Source organism: Rhodococcus sp. KRD162 (genome assembly GCF_017168335.1).
GTDB lineage: Bacteria > Actinomycetota > Actinomycetes > Mycobacteriales > Mycobacteriaceae > Rhodococcoides.
In genome coordinates, this window is record NZ_JABFAU010000003.1 from 39623 (window position 1) to 54893 (window position 15271).

13 protein-coding genes and 1 pseudogene are annotated in these 15271 nt (G+C 64.0%); 11 read left to right on the forward strand and 3 right to left on the reverse strand.

Annotated features, from left to right (window positions below):
* The first annotated feature begins 133 nt into the window (after positions 1–133).
* The 4 genes from J1M87_RS02675 to J1M87_RS02690 are packed head-to-tail and all read left to right on the forward strand — an operon-like array spanning position 134 to position 4422.
* Positions 134–1087 (forward strand): sugar ABC transporter permease, encoded by a 954-nt coding sequence (locus tag J1M87_RS02675; protein ID WP_307830715.1) that lies wholly within the window; start codon positions 134–136, stop codon positions 1085–1087.
* Positions 1084–1974: a carbohydrate ABC transporter permease gene (locus tag J1M87_RS02680; RefSeq protein ID WP_206487561.1), complete on the forward strand. Its 891-nt coding sequence runs from the start codon at positions 1084–1086 to the stop codon at positions 1972–1974. Before J1M87_RS02675 ends, J1M87_RS02680 begins: the two co-directional genes overlap by 4 nt.
* 28 nt (positions 1975–2002) lie before the next feature.
* Positions 2003–3328, forward strand: a complete 1326-nt coding sequence (locus tag J1M87_RS02685) for an ABC transporter substrate-binding protein (RefSeq protein WP_206487563.1) — start codon at positions 2003–2005, stop codon at positions 3326–3328.
* Positions 3328–4422, forward strand: coding sequence for an ABC transporter ATP-binding protein (locus J1M87_RS02690; RefSeq protein WP_206487565.1), 1095 nt, complete (start codon positions 3328–3330; stop codon positions 4420–4422). Before J1M87_RS02685 ends, J1M87_RS02690 begins: the two co-directional genes overlap by 1 nt.
* Here J1M87_RS02690 and J1M87_RS02695 read toward each other — a convergent pair.
* Both J1M87_RS02695 and J1M87_RS02700 read right to left on the reverse strand, forming a co-directional pair.
* Entirely contained in the window at positions 4400–5710 is a 1311-nt protein-coding gene (locus J1M87_RS02695) for a cytochrome P450 (RefSeq protein WP_206487567.1), read from the reverse strand. The genes J1M87_RS02690 and J1M87_RS02695 overlap by 23 nt on opposite strands.
* Before the next feature lie 41 nt (positions 5711–5751).
* Complete coding sequence (locus J1M87_RS02700) at positions 5752–7710, reverse strand: M13 family metallopeptidase (RefSeq protein ID WP_206487569.1); 1959 nt, start codon at positions 7708–7710, stop codon at positions 5752–5754.
* 45 nt (positions 7711–7755) lie between these two features.
* Here J1M87_RS02700 and J1M87_RS02705 point away from each other — a divergent pair, with 45 nt between their 5' ends.
* Genes J1M87_RS02705 through J1M87_RS02715 form a run of 3 tightly spaced genes read left to right on the forward strand, consistent with a single transcriptional unit; the run spans position 7756 to position 10834 of the window.
* On the forward strand, positions 7756–8379 hold the full coding sequence (locus J1M87_RS02705) for a TetR/AcrR family transcriptional regulator (protein ID WP_274610832.1): 624 nt from the start codon (positions 7756–7758) through the stop codon (positions 8377–8379).
* Positions 8376–9254, forward strand: coding sequence for an ABC transporter ATP-binding protein (locus tag J1M87_RS02710; RefSeq protein WP_206487573.1), 879 nt, complete (start codon positions 8376–8378; stop codon positions 9252–9254). Before J1M87_RS02705 ends, J1M87_RS02710 begins: the two co-directional genes overlap by 4 nt.
* On the forward strand, positions 9251–10834 hold the full coding sequence (locus tag J1M87_RS02715; protein WP_241256288.1) for an ABC transporter permease: 1584 nt from the start codon (positions 9251–9253) through the stop codon (positions 10832–10834). The genes J1M87_RS02710 and J1M87_RS02715 overlap by 4 nt, the downstream gene beginning before the upstream one ends.
* A 58-nt stretch (positions 10835–10892) precedes the next feature.
* Here the strand turns inward: J1M87_RS02715 and J1M87_RS02720 are convergent, their stop codons facing one another.
* Positions 10893–11657 (reverse strand): pirin-like bicupin family protein, encoded by a 765-nt coding sequence (locus tag J1M87_RS02720; protein ID WP_206487578.1) that lies wholly within the window; start codon positions 11655–11657, stop codon positions 10893–10895.
* A 157-nt stretch (positions 11658–11814) separates the two neighbouring features.
* On the opposite strand from J1M87_RS02720, the gene J1M87_RS02725 reads away from it, so the two are divergent.
* The 4 genes and pseudogenes from J1M87_RS02725 to J1M87_RS02740 all read left to right on the forward strand — a co-directional run bounded on the left by J1M87_RS02725 (position 11815) and on the right by J1M87_RS02740 (position 15218).
* Complete coding sequence (locus tag J1M87_RS02725; RefSeq protein ID WP_241256289.1) at positions 11815–13200, forward strand: hypothetical protein; 1386 nt, start codon at positions 11815–11817, stop codon at positions 13198–13200.
* A 170-nt stretch (positions 13201–13370) separates the two neighbouring features.
* The gene (locus J1M87_RS02730) at positions 13371–13538 is read left to right on the forward strand and encodes a hypothetical protein (protein WP_206487580.1); all 168 of its coding nucleotides are present in this window, start codon (positions 13371–13373) and stop codon (positions 13536–13538) included.
* Between the two features lie 97 nt (positions 13539–13635).
* Entirely contained in the window at positions 13636–14133 is a 498-nt protein-coding gene (locus tag J1M87_RS02735; RefSeq protein WP_206487582.1) for a GtrA family protein, read from the forward strand.
* 128 nt (positions 14134–14261) lie between these two features.
* Positions 14262–15218: pseudogene (locus tag J1M87_RS02740) on the forward strand (acyl-ACP desaturase).
* The last annotated feature ends 53 nt before the right edge of the window (positions 15219–15271 follow it).

Consider the following 15271-nt stretch of genomic DNA (forward strand, 5'->3'; position numbering starts at 1 on the left):
TCCGTTCGGGTTCGATGGTGAACGTAAGCCGATGGTCACATTACGGGACCACTGCGCAGCATTGGTCTGCGCGACGGTAGCCGTTGGAGCCGAGTTCACCGTCCGTTGGCCGAGACTGAGCACAGTGCTCGCGGTGAGCGCAACAACCGAACGAGTGCTGCCCGCACCGCGGAAGAAAGAGCGAGCCGGTCGGCTCCACTCCTTCTTCTCGCGGCCGTGGAGTGATTACGCACTGTTCTTCGTCCTCGTCGGCCCCAACCTGGTGCTGCTGGCGGTGTTCACGTATCGGCCGCTGGTGGAGAACTTCCAGTTCTCGTTCTTCGACTGGAATCTGTCCTCGCCCACGTCCACGTTCGTCGGCTTCGCCAACTACCGCGAGTGGGCCTCTCGCGAGGACACCTGGCAGATCGTCGGCAATACCGTCGTGTTCACGGTCGCGGCCGTTGTCGGTTCGTTGGTGCTCGGCCTGATCCTGGCCATGCTGCTCGATCGAAAGCTGCGTGGCCGCAACTTCGTTCGCTCCGCGGTGTTCGCCCCGTACGTCATTTCCGGTGCAGCGATCGGTATCGCGTTCCAGTTCGTCTTCGATCCCAACTTCGGCCTGGTACAGGATCTGATGCGACGCGTCGGGCTCGGCTCGGTGCCGGATTTCTACCAGGACCCCAAGTGGGCGATGGTGATGATCACCGTGACGTACCTGTGGAAGAACCTGGGGTACACCTTCGTCATCTACCTCGCGGCTCTGCAGGGCGTGCGCAAGGAGTTGATGGAAGCAGCCGAGATAGATCAGGCGAGCCGCTGGACCACATTCCGCAAAGTGCTGCTCCCGCAGCTACGTCCGACGACGTTCTTCCTCTCGATCACCGTGCTGCTCAACTCACTTCAGGTCTTCGACATCATCAACGTGATGACGCGCGGCGGCCCACTCGGCACCGGCACCACCACGATGGTCTACCAGGTCTACGAGGAAACCTTCCGCAATTTCCGGGCCGGATACGGTGCCACCGTCGCGACGATCCTGTTCCTCGTGCTGTTGATCGTCACTCTCGTGCAGGTACGAATCATGGATAGAGACGATCAGCGATGACAGTAGTCAGCAAGCCCGCCGCAGCGGTGCCGGAGAAGCCGGCGCACGACCGCGATCCGCAGCGCACCCGCCGCACGGCGAACATCCTGGGCTACGCCGCCATGGCCGCCGTTCTGCTGATGATCGGGCTTCCGCTGTTCTGGATTCTGATCACCTCGTTCAAGGACCGCCCGGACATCTACGTGCAGCCGGTGACGTGGTGGCCGAGCGTCTTTCATCCGCAGAACTACGACGAGGCGACGACGGAGGTGCCGTTCTTCACCTACCTGCGTAACTCCATCATCATCACCTCCGTCCTGTCTTCGGTGAAGTTCGCTCTCGGTGTGCTCAGTGCCTACGGGTTGGTGTTTCTGCGCTTCCCGGGCAAGAACATCGTCTTTCTGGTCATCATCGCCGCGTTGATGGTGCCCAACCAGATCACCGTCATCTCGAACTATTCGCTCATCGCAGATCTGGGCTGGCGTAACTCGTTCCAGGGCATCATCGTTCCGCTGGCGGGTGTCGCCTTCGGCACCTTCCTGATGCGCAACCACTTCCTGTCGCTGCCCCCGGAGATCATCGAGGCAGCCCGCATGGACGGGGCTGGTCCGGTGCGGCTGATGTTCCGGGTGATCCTGCCGCTGTCCGGTCCGACCATGGTGGCCTTCGCCATCATCACGATCGTCACCGAGTGGAACGAATACCTCTGGCCGTTCCTGATGTCCGACGACTCCTCGGTCGCGCCGCTTCCGGTCGGCCTGACCTTGCTGCAGAACAGCGAGGGTTACACCAACTGGGGCGCGGTGATGGCGGCGACCGTGCTGACCATTCTGCCGATCCTTCTCGTCTTTCTCGTCCTGCAACGCCACATGATCAAGGGCCTCACCTCCGGTGCGGTCAAGGGCTGATTCACCTCACTATCAGGAGTCGAACACCATGGCACACATCATCAATCGACGTGGATTCCTCACGCTCACCGGTGCAGCGGCCGCTGCCGCTGCTCTGGCCGCCTGCAGCGGCCCCGGATCGGGCTCCTCCTCCGGCGACGGTGTCGAGGGCGATGCGAGCACGATCAACTTCTGGTCGAACCACCCGGGCAAGTCCCAGGACTACGAGAAGGAACTGATCTCGCGCTTCCAAGCCGAGAACCCGGACCTGACGGTCAATCTCATCGATGCGGGCAAGAACTACGAGGAGGTCTCGCAGAAGTTCAACGCCGCACTGTCCGGCAACAATGTGCCCGACGTCGTCGTGCTCTCGGACGTCTGGTGGTTCAACTACGCCCTCACCGGTGCGATCGAGCCACTCGACAAGCATTTCTCCGCAGCCGGAGTGGACCAATCCGATTACGTGGATTCTCTGCTGGCCGACTACAACTGGAACGGCAGCCACTGGGCTTTGCCGTACTCGCGCTCGACGCCGCTGTTCTACTACAACAAGGCCGTCTGGTCGGCTGCCGGACTGCCCGATCGCGGACCCGCCACCTGGCAGGAGTTCGACGAATGGGGCCCGCGCATTCAGGCGGTCGTGGGCGACGGCAAGCTCGCCCACGGTTGGGGCAACGCCGTCGACTACCTGGGGTGGACGTTCGAGGGCCCGATCTGGACCTTCGGTGGGGCCTACTCGGATCAGTTCACGCTGAAGTTCGACGACCCCAATACTATTGCGGCAGGCAAGTTCCTGCAGGAGATGATCCACACCAAGAAGTACGCCGCGGTGTCGAACGACATCGCCAACGATTTCGCCGCAGGCATCCTGGCCTCCACCATCGCCTCCACCGGCGATCTCTCGACCATCACCAAGGGTGCCGGGTTCGAGTTCGGCACAGCGTTCCTGCCCGCTACCGACGGCACACCCGGCTGCCCCACCGGCGGTGCAGGCCTGGCCATTCCGGCGAAGATCTCGGACGAGCGAAAAATCAACGCGCTCAAATTCATCGACTTCATCACCAACGGTGCCAACACTGCCTACTTCTCGCAGAAGACGGGCTACATGCCGGTCCGGAAATCCGCGCAGCAGGACGCGTCGGAGATCGCGTTCCTCGAGGCCAACCCCAATGCGAAGACGGCCGTCGACCAGCTGGCGAAGACCCGTTCGCAGGACTACGCCCGCGTGTTCGTCCCCGGCGGCGACAAGATCATCGGTACCGGACTCGAGCAGATCGCCTTGCAGAACGCCGATGTCGCCACCACATTCGCGTCGGTCTCGGATCAACTGCAGCAGATCATCGACCGTCAGATCACCCCGAAGCTGCCGAAGTAATGGCTGCCGTTCACTACGCCGGTGTCTCGCACCGGTACCCGGGTGCCGATTCGCTCGCTGTCGACAACCTCGAACTCGATATCGCGGATGGTGAATTCATCGTTCTCGTCGGGCCCTCGGGCTGCGGGAAGTCGACGAGTCTGCGGATGCTCGCCGGTCTCGAGTCCGTCGAAGGCGGGCACATCGCCATCGACGGAGTGGATGTCACCTCGTTGGCACCGCGGGCCAGGGACGTCGCGATGGTGTTTCAGAACTACGCGCTGTATCCCAACATGACCGTCGGCGACAACATGGGCTTCGCGCTGCGCAATGCAGGAATGAGCAAGTCGGACACCGCAGCCCGGGTGCTCGACGCGGCGAGAATGCTCGAGCTCGAGCCGCTGCTGGACCGTAAGCCCGGCAAGCTCTCCGGCGGGCAGCGTCAGCGAGTGGCCATGGGCCGGGCCATCGTGCGTCAGCCCAAGGTGTTCTGCATGGACGAGCCACTGTCCAATCTGGATGCCAAGCTGCGAGTGTCCACCAGGGCCCAGATCGCCGGTCTGCAAAGGCGATTGGGTACCACCACGGTCTACGTCACCCACGATCAGGTCGAGGCCATGACGATGGGCGATCGTGTCGCGGTGTTGCTGGGCGGAAAGCTGCAGCAGATCGCCTCTCCGCGTGAGCTGTACGACAACCCCGTCAACACGTTCGTCGCGGGATTCATCGGGTCACCCGGAATGAATCTCGTCGACGCACCCGTGGTGGACGGCGCTGCCGTGATCGGTGAACTGCGCATTCCGGTTCCGTCCTCGACCCGAGAACGCGTGACCGTCGGGATCAGGCCGGAATCCTGGGATCTCGTGGGTGAGGGCAGCGGCGCCGCGCACAGTGGCCTGCAACTGACCGTCGAGCTGATCGAGGAACTGGGTGCGGAGTCGTTCGTGTACGCCTCCGCACCCAGCCCGGACGGCGGATGGACGACGCCGTCCGGGAGGATCGCGCTTCGCGTCGACCGAAAGCTGTCCATCGCGCTGGCCGAAACTGTCCGGCTGATGCCCAAACTGGAGGAATTGTTCTTCTTCGACTCCGCTACCGGCCTGCGGTTGTCGTAGCGGGTTGACCGAGGTCGATCGGAAGGCTTGCCCACCCGTGCAGTACGCGGGTGTTGCGCCGGGTTCCTTCTCCCGCGGACTGTAGCTGGGGGAACCTGTCGAACAGGGCCTTGAGTCCTACTTCCGATTCGGCCTTGGCGAGCGCGGCACCGAGGCAGTAGTGACGTCCACCCGAGAACGACAGATGCTTGCCCGCGTTTGCCCGGGTGACGTCGAACGTGTTGGGATTCTCGAACACCAGCGGGTCGCGGTTGGCCCCGGCGAGTACGAGGATCACCAGCGATCCCTCCTTGATGGGCACGCCCTCCACCACGACGTCGTGTTTGGCGGCCCGCGCGGTCAATTGCACCGGTGATTCCATTCGGAGCATCTCGTCGATGGCAGTGGGCCAGTGCGAGGGATCGTGCTGGAGTACGGCGAGCTGATCGGGGTGATCGAGCAGCAGCCGGATTCCACTGCCGAGCAAATTGACGGTCGTCTCGAAACCTGCCGCCAACACCAATCCTGCAGTGGCCCTGAGCTCCTCGTCGTCGAGGCCGATGCCCTCGTCCTTCGCGGCGATCAGCTGGCTCATCAGATCGTCACCGGGATTGCGGCGCAGGTCCGCGATGTGTTGCGAGAGCCAGGTATCGAAGCCGACCAGTCCGCGTTCGACCTGCTTGAACTGGCTCCACGACAATCCGATGTCGAGGCTCGGTGCGGCCATCTCACCGAACTCGAGCACCCGCTGATTGTCCTGCGCCGGGACACCGAGGATGCGCCCGATCACCGCCACCGGTAGGCGCGCGCAATACCGATCGACGATATCGACGACCGGAGATCCGTCGGTGAGCTCGTCGAGCAGCGCGTCGGCGGTCTCCTGCACCTGATCGCGCATCTGCGTCACCGCGCGGGCGGTGAACACCGAGGACACCAGTTTGCGATACCGCGTGTGATCGGGCGGCTCCACCGACAACAGTGACGGCGGGAGAATCGGATGCAGAGCACCCGATCTGGTGTGCCGCTCGACCCACTGCAGGGGTGTGGGCAGCGTTCCACCCAGATGGGTGACGCGGAAGTCGTCGGAGCGTAGGAGGTCGAACGCCACCCGGTGGTGCACGGTGATGTTCGAGATGCGGGTTTTCACCAGTGGCGCGGTGTCACGAAGTTTCTCGTAGATCGGCGACGGATTCGCTCGCGTCTGCGGATCGGCGACCAACATGGACTGTAGATCGCCTGCTGCCGCGGCCCGCTTGGCGGCGAACCTGATGACCCCGTGCGCTGCGAGCCATCGTACGAATTCCCTCATCCGAAATACCCTCCCCGTATTGCCCGATGATGTGACCGGAGCTACCAGATCTTGACGCGCTTGTCCGGCTCCAAGTACAGCGCATCCCCGGGCTGTACGTCGAAGGCTTGGTGAAAACTGTCCAGATTGCGCACGACGCCGTTGCAGCGGAACTCCGGCGGCGAGTGCGGATCGACTGCGAGTCGGCGGATCGCCTCGGCATCGCGTGCCTTGGTGCGCCACACCTGCGACCAACCGAAGAACACCCGCTGCAATCCGGTCAAGCCGTCGAGTACCGGTGCGTCCTTGCCTTCGAGGGAGATCTCGTAGGCGGTCACGGCGATGGACAGGCCACCCAGATCGCCGATGTTCTCGCCGATGGTGAATTCGCCGTTGACTTTGTGGCCGGGTAGTGCGGCGGGTTCGAACTCGTTGTACTGCTCGATCAGTGCTTTCGTGCGCTTGCCGAACTCGGTGCGGTCGCTGTCGGTCCACCAGTCGACCATGTTGCCGTCACCGTCGTACTTGGCACCCTGATCGTCGAATCCGTGGCCGATCTCGTGGCCGATCACCGCTCCGATGCCGCCGTAGTTGGCTGCGTCGTCGGCCTCCGGGTCGAAGAACGGTGGCTGCAGAATGGCTGCGGGAAAGACGATTTCGTTCATTCCGGGGTTGTAGTACGCATTGACGGTCTGCGGCGTCATGAACCATTCGTCACGGTCCACCGGGCCGCCGAGCTTGTCCAGATCGCGCTGGTAGTCCGCGGCGTAACCACGGCGGTAGTTGCCGAGCAGATCATCGGCGCGGATCTCGACGGCGGAGTAGTCGCGCCAGCGATCGGGGTAGCCGATCTTGGGAGTGAACTTGTCCAGCTTGTCGAGTGCTTTCGATCGCGTGTGCGGGCTCATCCACTCGAGGTCGGAGATGTTGCGGCGGTAGGCCTCGGTGAGATTGTCGACCAGGACCTGCATCCGTGCCTTGGAATCGGCGGGAAAATGGCGTTCGACGTAGAGTTTGCCGACGGCCTCGCCGAGAATGTCCTGCACCAGCGAGACCCCGCGCTTCCACCGCTCGCGGTTCTCCTCGGTGCCGGTCAGTGTCGTTCCGTAGAACGCGAAGTTCTCGTCGACGATCGCACTCGTCAGGAACGGCGCGCGAGAATGTACGACGCGCCAGGCCAACCACGCCTTCCATGCTGCGAGGTCCTCGGAGGTCCACAGCGATACGAAGGTGCTGAGGAACGACGGCTGTCGGACGACGATCTCGGTGAACTGCTCGGTGCTGGCACCGAGTCCGGAAATCCATGCCGCCCAGTTGAATCCGGGTTCGTTCTGTACCAGTGAATCGAACTGGACGAGGTTGTAGCTCTTCTCGGCGTCACGCCTGGCCACGACGTCCCAGTGACCGGCGGCGATCTTGCGTTCCAGCTCGAACACCGTCTGCGCGTCGTATTCGAGTCCGCTGAGCGCGAACATCTTTGAGATGTGTTCGATGTAGGCCGCGCGTATCTCTGCGTACTCGTCCTCGCGGTAGTACGACTCGTCGGGCAGGCCGATGCCGGATTGGCTGAAGTGGACGAGGTAGCGGTCGGACTGCTTGGCGTCGGTGTCGACATAGTGGCCGATGGCACCGCCGACTCCGGTGCGTTGCAGGGAACCGAGAACGCCGGCGAGAGTGACGAGGTCCGGTGCGTCGGAGACGGCGGTCAGTTCCTCGGCGATCGGGGTGACGCCGAGTTCCTCTGCGCGGTCGGCGGCCATGAAGGAGGAGAACAGGTCACCGATCTTCTGCGCGTCGCTGCCTGCAGGGGGTTCGGCGGCGGCGGACTCTTCGATGATGGTCTGCACATCCACCTCGGCGCGGTCGTACAAGGTCCTGAAAGCGCCGTCGACGGCCCGATCGGCCGGGATGGCGTAATCCTCGAGCCATTTGCCGTTGACATGCACGAAGAGGTCGTCCTGTGCGCGTGTGTTCTCGTCTTGGTAGCTGAGATCGATGCCCGAGTTCACTACTGAAGTCATCCGTCCATCTTTACACTCTTGCGCGCGGTTGAACGAGTGTTTAATATGCTGTACATGCGTACAGCATCGGAGGATCTCACGACGAGGGCCCGAATCCGCGATACCGCAATCGACGTCTTCGGTGCGCAGGGCTTCACCGCCGGGGTGCGATCGATCGCCACGGCCGCCGGAGTCTCACCCGGGCTCGTCAACCACCACTTCGGGTCCAAGGACGGGTTGCGCGCGGCCTGCGACGAGCATGTTCTACGGGTGATCCGCGACTCGAAGACTGCGTCGGCCGCACCCGCGGCGATGATGGAACAGCTCGCTCGCCTCGACGAATACGCACCGATCGTCGCGTACATCGTCCGCAGCTTCACCGTGGGCGGTGCGCTGGCACGAGAGCTGTTCGAGCACATGGTCGACGACGCCGTCCGCTACATGGACGACGGTGTGCGTGAGGGACGCTTGACACCCAGCCGAGACCCGGTGGCCCGCGCCCGATTCCTGACCCGACAGAACGTGGGCGGTCTACTGCTGTACGTGCAGATGGCCGGCCCCGATGTGACCTTCGCCGAGGCACTGACCGCGCTCGGTGACGAGGTCACGCTACCGGCGCTCGAGCTCTACACCGACGGGCTGCTCACCGATTCGCAGGCTTTGGACACGTATCTGGAGGCGAAAGAATGACCGACGCAATCACGGTGGAAGGCCTGCGCAAGACCTTCGGCACCGTCACCGCCCTCGACGGACTCGACCTGACCGTCGAGACCGGTGAGGTGCACGGCTTCCTCGGGCCCAACGGCGCGGGTAAGTCCACGACGATCCGCATCCTGCTCGGTCTGATCCGGGCCACCTCGGGTGCCGTGCGCTTACTCGGAAGCGACCCGTGGACCGACACCGCGGCGCTGCATCGGCGGTTGGCCTACGTCCCGGGCGATGTGACGCTGTGGCCGTCGCTGACCGGCGGCGAGGTGATAGACCTGCTCGCTCGGATGCGCGGCGGGATCGACACCGCTCGGCGCGCCGAGCTGATCGAGCGGTTCTCGCTCGATCCGGGCAAGCGCACCCGCACGTACTCCAAAGGCAACCGGCAGAAGGTCGCGCTGATCTCGGCGCTGGCATCGAACGTCGAACTGCTGATTCTCGACGAACCCACCTCGGGGCTGGACCCGCTGATGGAACAGCACTTCGCCGACTGCGTGAAAGACGCCGCCCGACGCGGAGTCACGGTGCTGTTGTCCTCGCACATTCTGTCCGAGGTCGATGCGCTGTGCAGCTCGGTGACCATCGTCAAGGACGGGCGAACCGTGGACGCAGGCACGCTCGCGTCGATGCGGCACCTCACTCACACGACCATCACCGCCGAGGTCGATCGAGTACCCGAGAATCTGGACACCCTCGCCGGGGTGAGCGCAGTGACCGTGGACGGTGCCGCCATCACCTGCACCGTCGACAACGATGCCCTCGCAGCGACGATGCGCATCCTCTCCGACGCCGGGTTGCAGAGCCTGGTCAGTTCGGCCCCGACTCTCGAGGAGCTGTTCCTGAGGTACTACGCATGAGCGCCCTGGTCGGTACCGGCGCGTTGCTGCGTCTGTACCTGCGCCGTGATCGGGTGGTGGCGCCGCTGTGGATCGTTCTGCTCGGTGCGCTACCGCTGCTCTATGCAGTCAGTATCGAGGGTCTGTATCCGACGGCCGCAGATCGTCAGACGTTCTATGTCGGCACCGTCGCCGTCCCGGCTCAGGCGGCACTCGTCGGCCCGATCTTCGGCAGCAGTCTGGGCGCTCTGGTGTCGTGGCGCTCCGGACTGATGCTCACATTGGTGCCGCTGGCAGCGATCCTCACCGTGGTTCGGCACACCAGAGGGGACGAGGACGCCGGACGAACCGAGTTGATCGGGTCCACGGTGGTCGGGCGATACGCCGGGCTGACTGCCGCGATGCTGCTGGCAGGCGGCGGGGTCGCGGCGACGGCACTGTTGTCCTCGATCTCGTTGTCGGCGTTCGGTCTGCCGTTGGTCGGAAGCGTGGCGTTCGGAGCGGCGATCGTTGTCGTCGGTGGCGTCTTCGTCGGCTGCGCTGCGCTGGCGGCGCAGGTGGCACCGGATGCGCGTGCGGCACGCGGCTACGCGCTCGGCGTGTTGGCCGCAGCGTTCGCGCTTCGGGCTATCGGCGACGCCGGCTCGGGCACCCTGTCATGGTTGTCACCGATCGGATGGTCGGCCCAGGTGCGGCCCTTTGCCGACGAGCGGTGGTGGCCGATGCTGCTGTCTCTGGCGACAGCAGCCGCGTTCTGCGCAGCGGCCTTCGTGGGGGCGAAGCGACGCGATCTCGGCAGTGGCCTACGAGCCGAGCGTCGCGGCTCGGTGTCGGCCGCGCCGTCACTGTCCGGGCCGGTCGCCCTCGCCTGGCGGCTCTCTCGCGGGACCCTTGCCCTCTGGACCGTCGGGATCGCTTTGTTCGGCATCACCATCGGATCCTCGGTGGACGGAATCGGCGGGCAGATCGGCGCGAGCACCACCTTCAACGATGCACTGGAAAAGTTCGGCGGCAGCACCGTCGAACAGTCGTTCATCGTCGCCGTGCTGAGCGGCGTCGGCATCCTCGTGGCCGCCTATTCGGTATCGGCTCTGCTGCGGGCGCACAGTGAAGAAGAGGCAGGGCTGGCCGAGATCGTGTTGGCCACCGACGTCTCGCGTCTTCGTTGGTTGGTCGCCCACCTGCTGTTCCCCGTGCTCGGGCCGGTGTGGTTGCTCGTGGTCCTCGGGCTCACCATCGGGGCAGGCTACGGAGCGTCCACCGGTGATATCGCAGGAGAAATCGGTTCTGTCGTGGGCGGAGCACTGGGGCAACTGCCGGCCGTGTGGGTGGTGACGGCGCTCGGTGTTGCGCTGTTCGGCGCGTTCCCTGGGTTCGCGTCGGCCGTGTGGGCCGTTCTCGCCGGCTTCGTGGCGCTCGGTCAGGTCGGGGCGGTGATCGGACTGCCGCAGCCGTGGCTCGACCTGTCCCCGTTCACTCATGTTCCGAGGTCGCTGGACGGCATCGACTCGCTCGAGTCGATCGGCTGGCTGCTCGTCATCGCGGCCGTCGTCTGCAGTGCGGGCTCGGCAGCCTTCGTGCGAAGAGACATCCGCGGGTGAGGATGGGCGAGCAGCATTGCTTGCCGGCTGGTGGAGAGCGGATCGCTGAGCGTCGGCCCTACGCACCGAGCCGTGAGTGCATCTCCCAGATCAGTACCTCGGCCGGTTCGATGGCGCTGATGCGCTGTCCACCAGTGGAACTCATGCGTACCGCATCGCCCTCGTACAGATCACCCACACCTTCGAGCACGACGGTGCCGCGCGCGACGAACACGTGCAGAAACGGTGCCTCGGGCACGGTCACCGTCTTACCGGGAACGAGCCTCGCAGCGTGCAGAGCGGCCGACTTCTGGCCGATGCCGATCGCGGCCTGACCGCGATGTTTGTCCATGCCCGACGCGACCGTGACCAGCCCGCCGCGCAACAATTCGTCGCCGATCTCGAGTTGTTCGTAACCCGGGGTGGTGCCCGGGCTGTCCGGAATGACCCACATCTGCACGAAGCGAACGGGTTCGGTGTGTCGATTGCCGTCGATGCTCCAGGAGTCGTTCTTCTCCGAGTGCATGATGCCTTTGCCTGCGCTCATGCGCTGGGCCAATCCGGGATAGATGATTCCGGAGTGTCCGATCGAATCCTGATGTACCAGTGAGCCCTGCACTACCCACGTGACGATTTCCGTATCCCGGTGCGGGTGGGTCTCGAATCCCTGACCGGCGGTGACGATGTCGTCGTTGTTGACCAGGAGCAGTCCGTGGTGTGTGTTGTCGGGGTCGTAGTGCTGACCGAACGAGAACGAATGTTTCGAGTCCAGCCAGGACACACGGGTTTTCAGACGGTCACCGGCGCGGTGCACGTCGATGTGGGCAGTCGATGGAGCGGACATGAAACCACTCTACGAGCATGTCGGTGTGCGGGCGTACGACCCGCATAACGTTCGGGTGTCTTTGCTGCCGGGGTGTGGACGTGGCCACGAGTGGGTAGGTTTCGCTGCGTACGGTCACATCCTCTGCACACTCCGAAGAAGGCGGCGAGAGATTCTCATGATCGATTCCAGCTCGAGTGTGGCACGCACTGTCGAACCGCAGCTCACCGAAGCTCTGACGACGTGGTTGCCGGCGCAACGCTGGTTCGGCGCAAAGGGGTCGACGGTGAACTCGGTGCGGATCGTTGCGCGCGAAGTTCTCCGTGACGAACCGCATTTCGCCGCAGAACACTTGCTGGTGGAGGTGCAGCTCACTCAGGACGCGGCGGTGGTGACGCAGACCTACCAGGTGCCCTTGGGGTTCCGCACCGAGTTGACCGATGAGCTTCGACCGTGGGTGCTGCCGGTGGTCGGCGAGGTGGCCGTGTTCGACGGTCTGCGAGATCCCGAGATCATCGGTTTGTACGGCGATGCCTTTGCAGACGAAACTGGCGCGGGCAGTATCGAATTCAAAGTCGTCGACGGCTCGAGCGTGCCGAGCGGGTTGCGTGGTCGGGTTCTCGGGGCCGAGCAGTCCAACACGTCGGTGATTCTCGGTGATCAACTGTTGCTCAAGCTGTTTCGTCAGATACCGCCGGGGATCAGTCCCGATGTGGAATTACATCGTGCTCTGGCGCAGGCGGGCAGTGTCAACGTGGCACCGCTGCGGGGCTGGCTGGAGGCCGAGGTCGGCGGCGAGCGGACCACACTGGGGATGATCCAGGATTTCGCCGCGAACTCGGCCGAGGGCTGGACGGCTGCATTGGCGAGCGTGCGCGAGGTGTTCGATTCTCCGGAGACGGCGGTGGAGGACCTGCCCGGTGACTTCGCCCCGGACGCGCACCGTATCGGAGCGGCCGTCGCGCAGGTGCATCACGACCTGGCGTCGGTGATGGGCACCGTCGAACGCCCGGTGGAATCGACTGCCGTCGAGGAGATTCTCGCCCGCATTTCGGGAGTGGCGCGAGTGGTGCCGGACATCGCTCGGTACATTCCGGCAGCGACGACCCTGATCTCGCGGGCCGAGGCGTCGAACAGTACCTCGGTGCAGCGGATTCACGGTGATCTGCATCTGGGACAGGTATTGGGGACGCCCGAGCGGTGGTTGCTCATCGACTTCGAAGGCGAACCGGCCAAGACCTTGGCCGAGCGCAAGCAGATGGACAGCGCCCTGCGTGACGTGGCGGGAATGCTGCGCTCGTTCGACTACGCCGCGAATCATCTGCTTGTCGACGCTCCCGAGGACCCGTCGGTGCGTGAGCGTGCCGATCGGTGGGCGGCGCGGAGCATCGCTGCCTTCTTCGAGGGGTATGCCTCGGTGGCCGGGCATGATCCCCGAGACGAGGCCGATCTGCTTCGCGCATACGAACTCGACAAGGCTGTGTACGAGGTCCTCTACGAAGCCCGCAACCGACCGACCTGGTTGTCGCTGCCGATGCGTGCTGTGGCGCGCTTGGTGAGCTGAGAACGACCGAGAGGGCCGGAGTGGAGCCTGCGGAACGACCGAGAGGGCTGGAGTGCAGCCTGCGGAACGACCGAGAGGGCTGGAGTGCAGCCTGCGGAACGACCTATAGGGCCGGAGTGGAGCGGCGGGTCTACGACAAGTACCGTATTGCCTGACACGGGAGGCAGGACATGAACGGTATCTTGGCAATTTTCGGCATCGCGGTGGTCGTCATCACCATCGTCGTAGTGGTGGTTCTCGTTGCGGTGTTGTTCGTCGCGTCGATCAAGGCGGACAGCCTGAACATCGACCTGGACCGCAAGAAGCGCGCCCGTGAAGAAAGTTCTTCGAAGGCCTGAGACTTCCGTCACGTCCGAGTATCGATGTGTCGGTACTCGGAGTTGTATCGAGTCGAAGCGCTGACCGAACGCTTCCGGTTCTGCAACTGGAGACCTCGTGAGTACTGCGGTGAAGGCGTCGGGCCCGTCCGGGCGGCCGAGCTGTGCCCCTCGCATCACGGCGAGACTGCGCGAGGAGTCGGTGTTGGCTCAGTTCGCGCGTTTCGTCCTCGTCGGCGCGTCGAGCAATGGTGTTTATGCCCTACTGTTCGTCGCCCTGTCTTTTCTCGGATCGTTCACCGCAAATCTTGTCGGTGTCGCGGTCAGCACTGTCCTGGCCAACGAGCTGCATCGCCGGCACACCTTTCGGGCCGCAGGTCGGGTGGGCTGGTTCCAGGCCCAGTGGGAGGCCGGTGGGCTTGCTCTGATCGGACTCGGCCTCAGTACCGCTTCGCTGGCTGCCGTGCATATCCTGTTTCCCGGTGCGGCGACCTATGTGCAGGTGTCGGTGGTCATCGCCGTCAGCGGGATTTTCGGTGCGGCTCGGTTCCTGGCTCTTCGCGGGTGGGTGTTTCGCGCACCGACGTTCTCGGCTCCCGAGCCTGCGCAGCATTGACCTGTGAATCGCACCAGCGGTCGCGGGGTCGGGCTTGCTAGGTCTAACAGAATCTCGGCGAGGCTTCACGTTCGTCGGGTGTATGGCTCTAGGCTGATGAGCTGACGTCAATGCTAGGAGGCATGTCGATGGCCAGGGATCTGACACAGCTCGAGCTTCTGCAGGAGCTGGTGCCCACTGCCGAGGACAACGTGAACCGTCACATGTCGATGGCGCGGGAATGGCATCCCCACGACTACGTGCCGTGGGACGAAGGCCGCAATTTCGCTGCCTTGGGTGGCCAGGACTACGACCCCGAGCAGTCCAAGCTCTCCGATGTCGCGCAGGCGGCGATGATCACCAACCTGCTCACCGAGGACAACCTGCCCTCCTACCACCGGGAGATCGCCGAGAACTTCTCCCAGGACGGTGCATGGGGAACCTAGGTCGGCAGGTGGACCGCCGAGGAGAACCGCCACGGCATCGTCATGCGCGATTACCTCGTCGTCACCCGTGGCGTCGATCCCGTCGCACTCGAACAGGCCCGGATGATCCACATGACCAATGGTTATGCCTCGCCTGCAGGCGCGGGGGTCGGTCTGCTGCATTCGGTGGCGTATGTGACGTTCCAGGAGCTCGCCACTCGCGTCTCGCACCGCAACACCGGCAAGGTCTGCGACGATCCCATCGCCGATCGGATGCTTCAGCGCATCGCCGCCGACGAGAACCTGCACATGATCTTCTACCGCAACATCACCGGCGCGGCGATGGATATTTCGCCCGATCAGACGTTGCAGGCCGTCTCGGACATCGTGACCAACTTCGTGATGCCCGGTGCGGGTATGCCGAACTTCCGCCGCAACGGTGTGCTGATGGCCAAGCACGGCATCTACGACCTGCGTCAGCACCTCGAGGACGTCGTCTGGCCGGTACTGCGCAAGTGGAGTGTGTTCGAGCGCAACGACTTCACCGGCCGCGGGGAGAACAAGCGTGAGGAACTGGCCGCGTTCCTCGAGGACCTCGAGCGTCAGGCCACCAAGTTCGAGGAAATGCGAGATCGCTCCCTCGCCCGCGAACGCGCGAAGGCCGAGGCGCACGCGTCGTAGCGTGTGTGCGTGGGAAGCGCCGGTGAGATGACACCGCGCGATGCCGTCCGAGA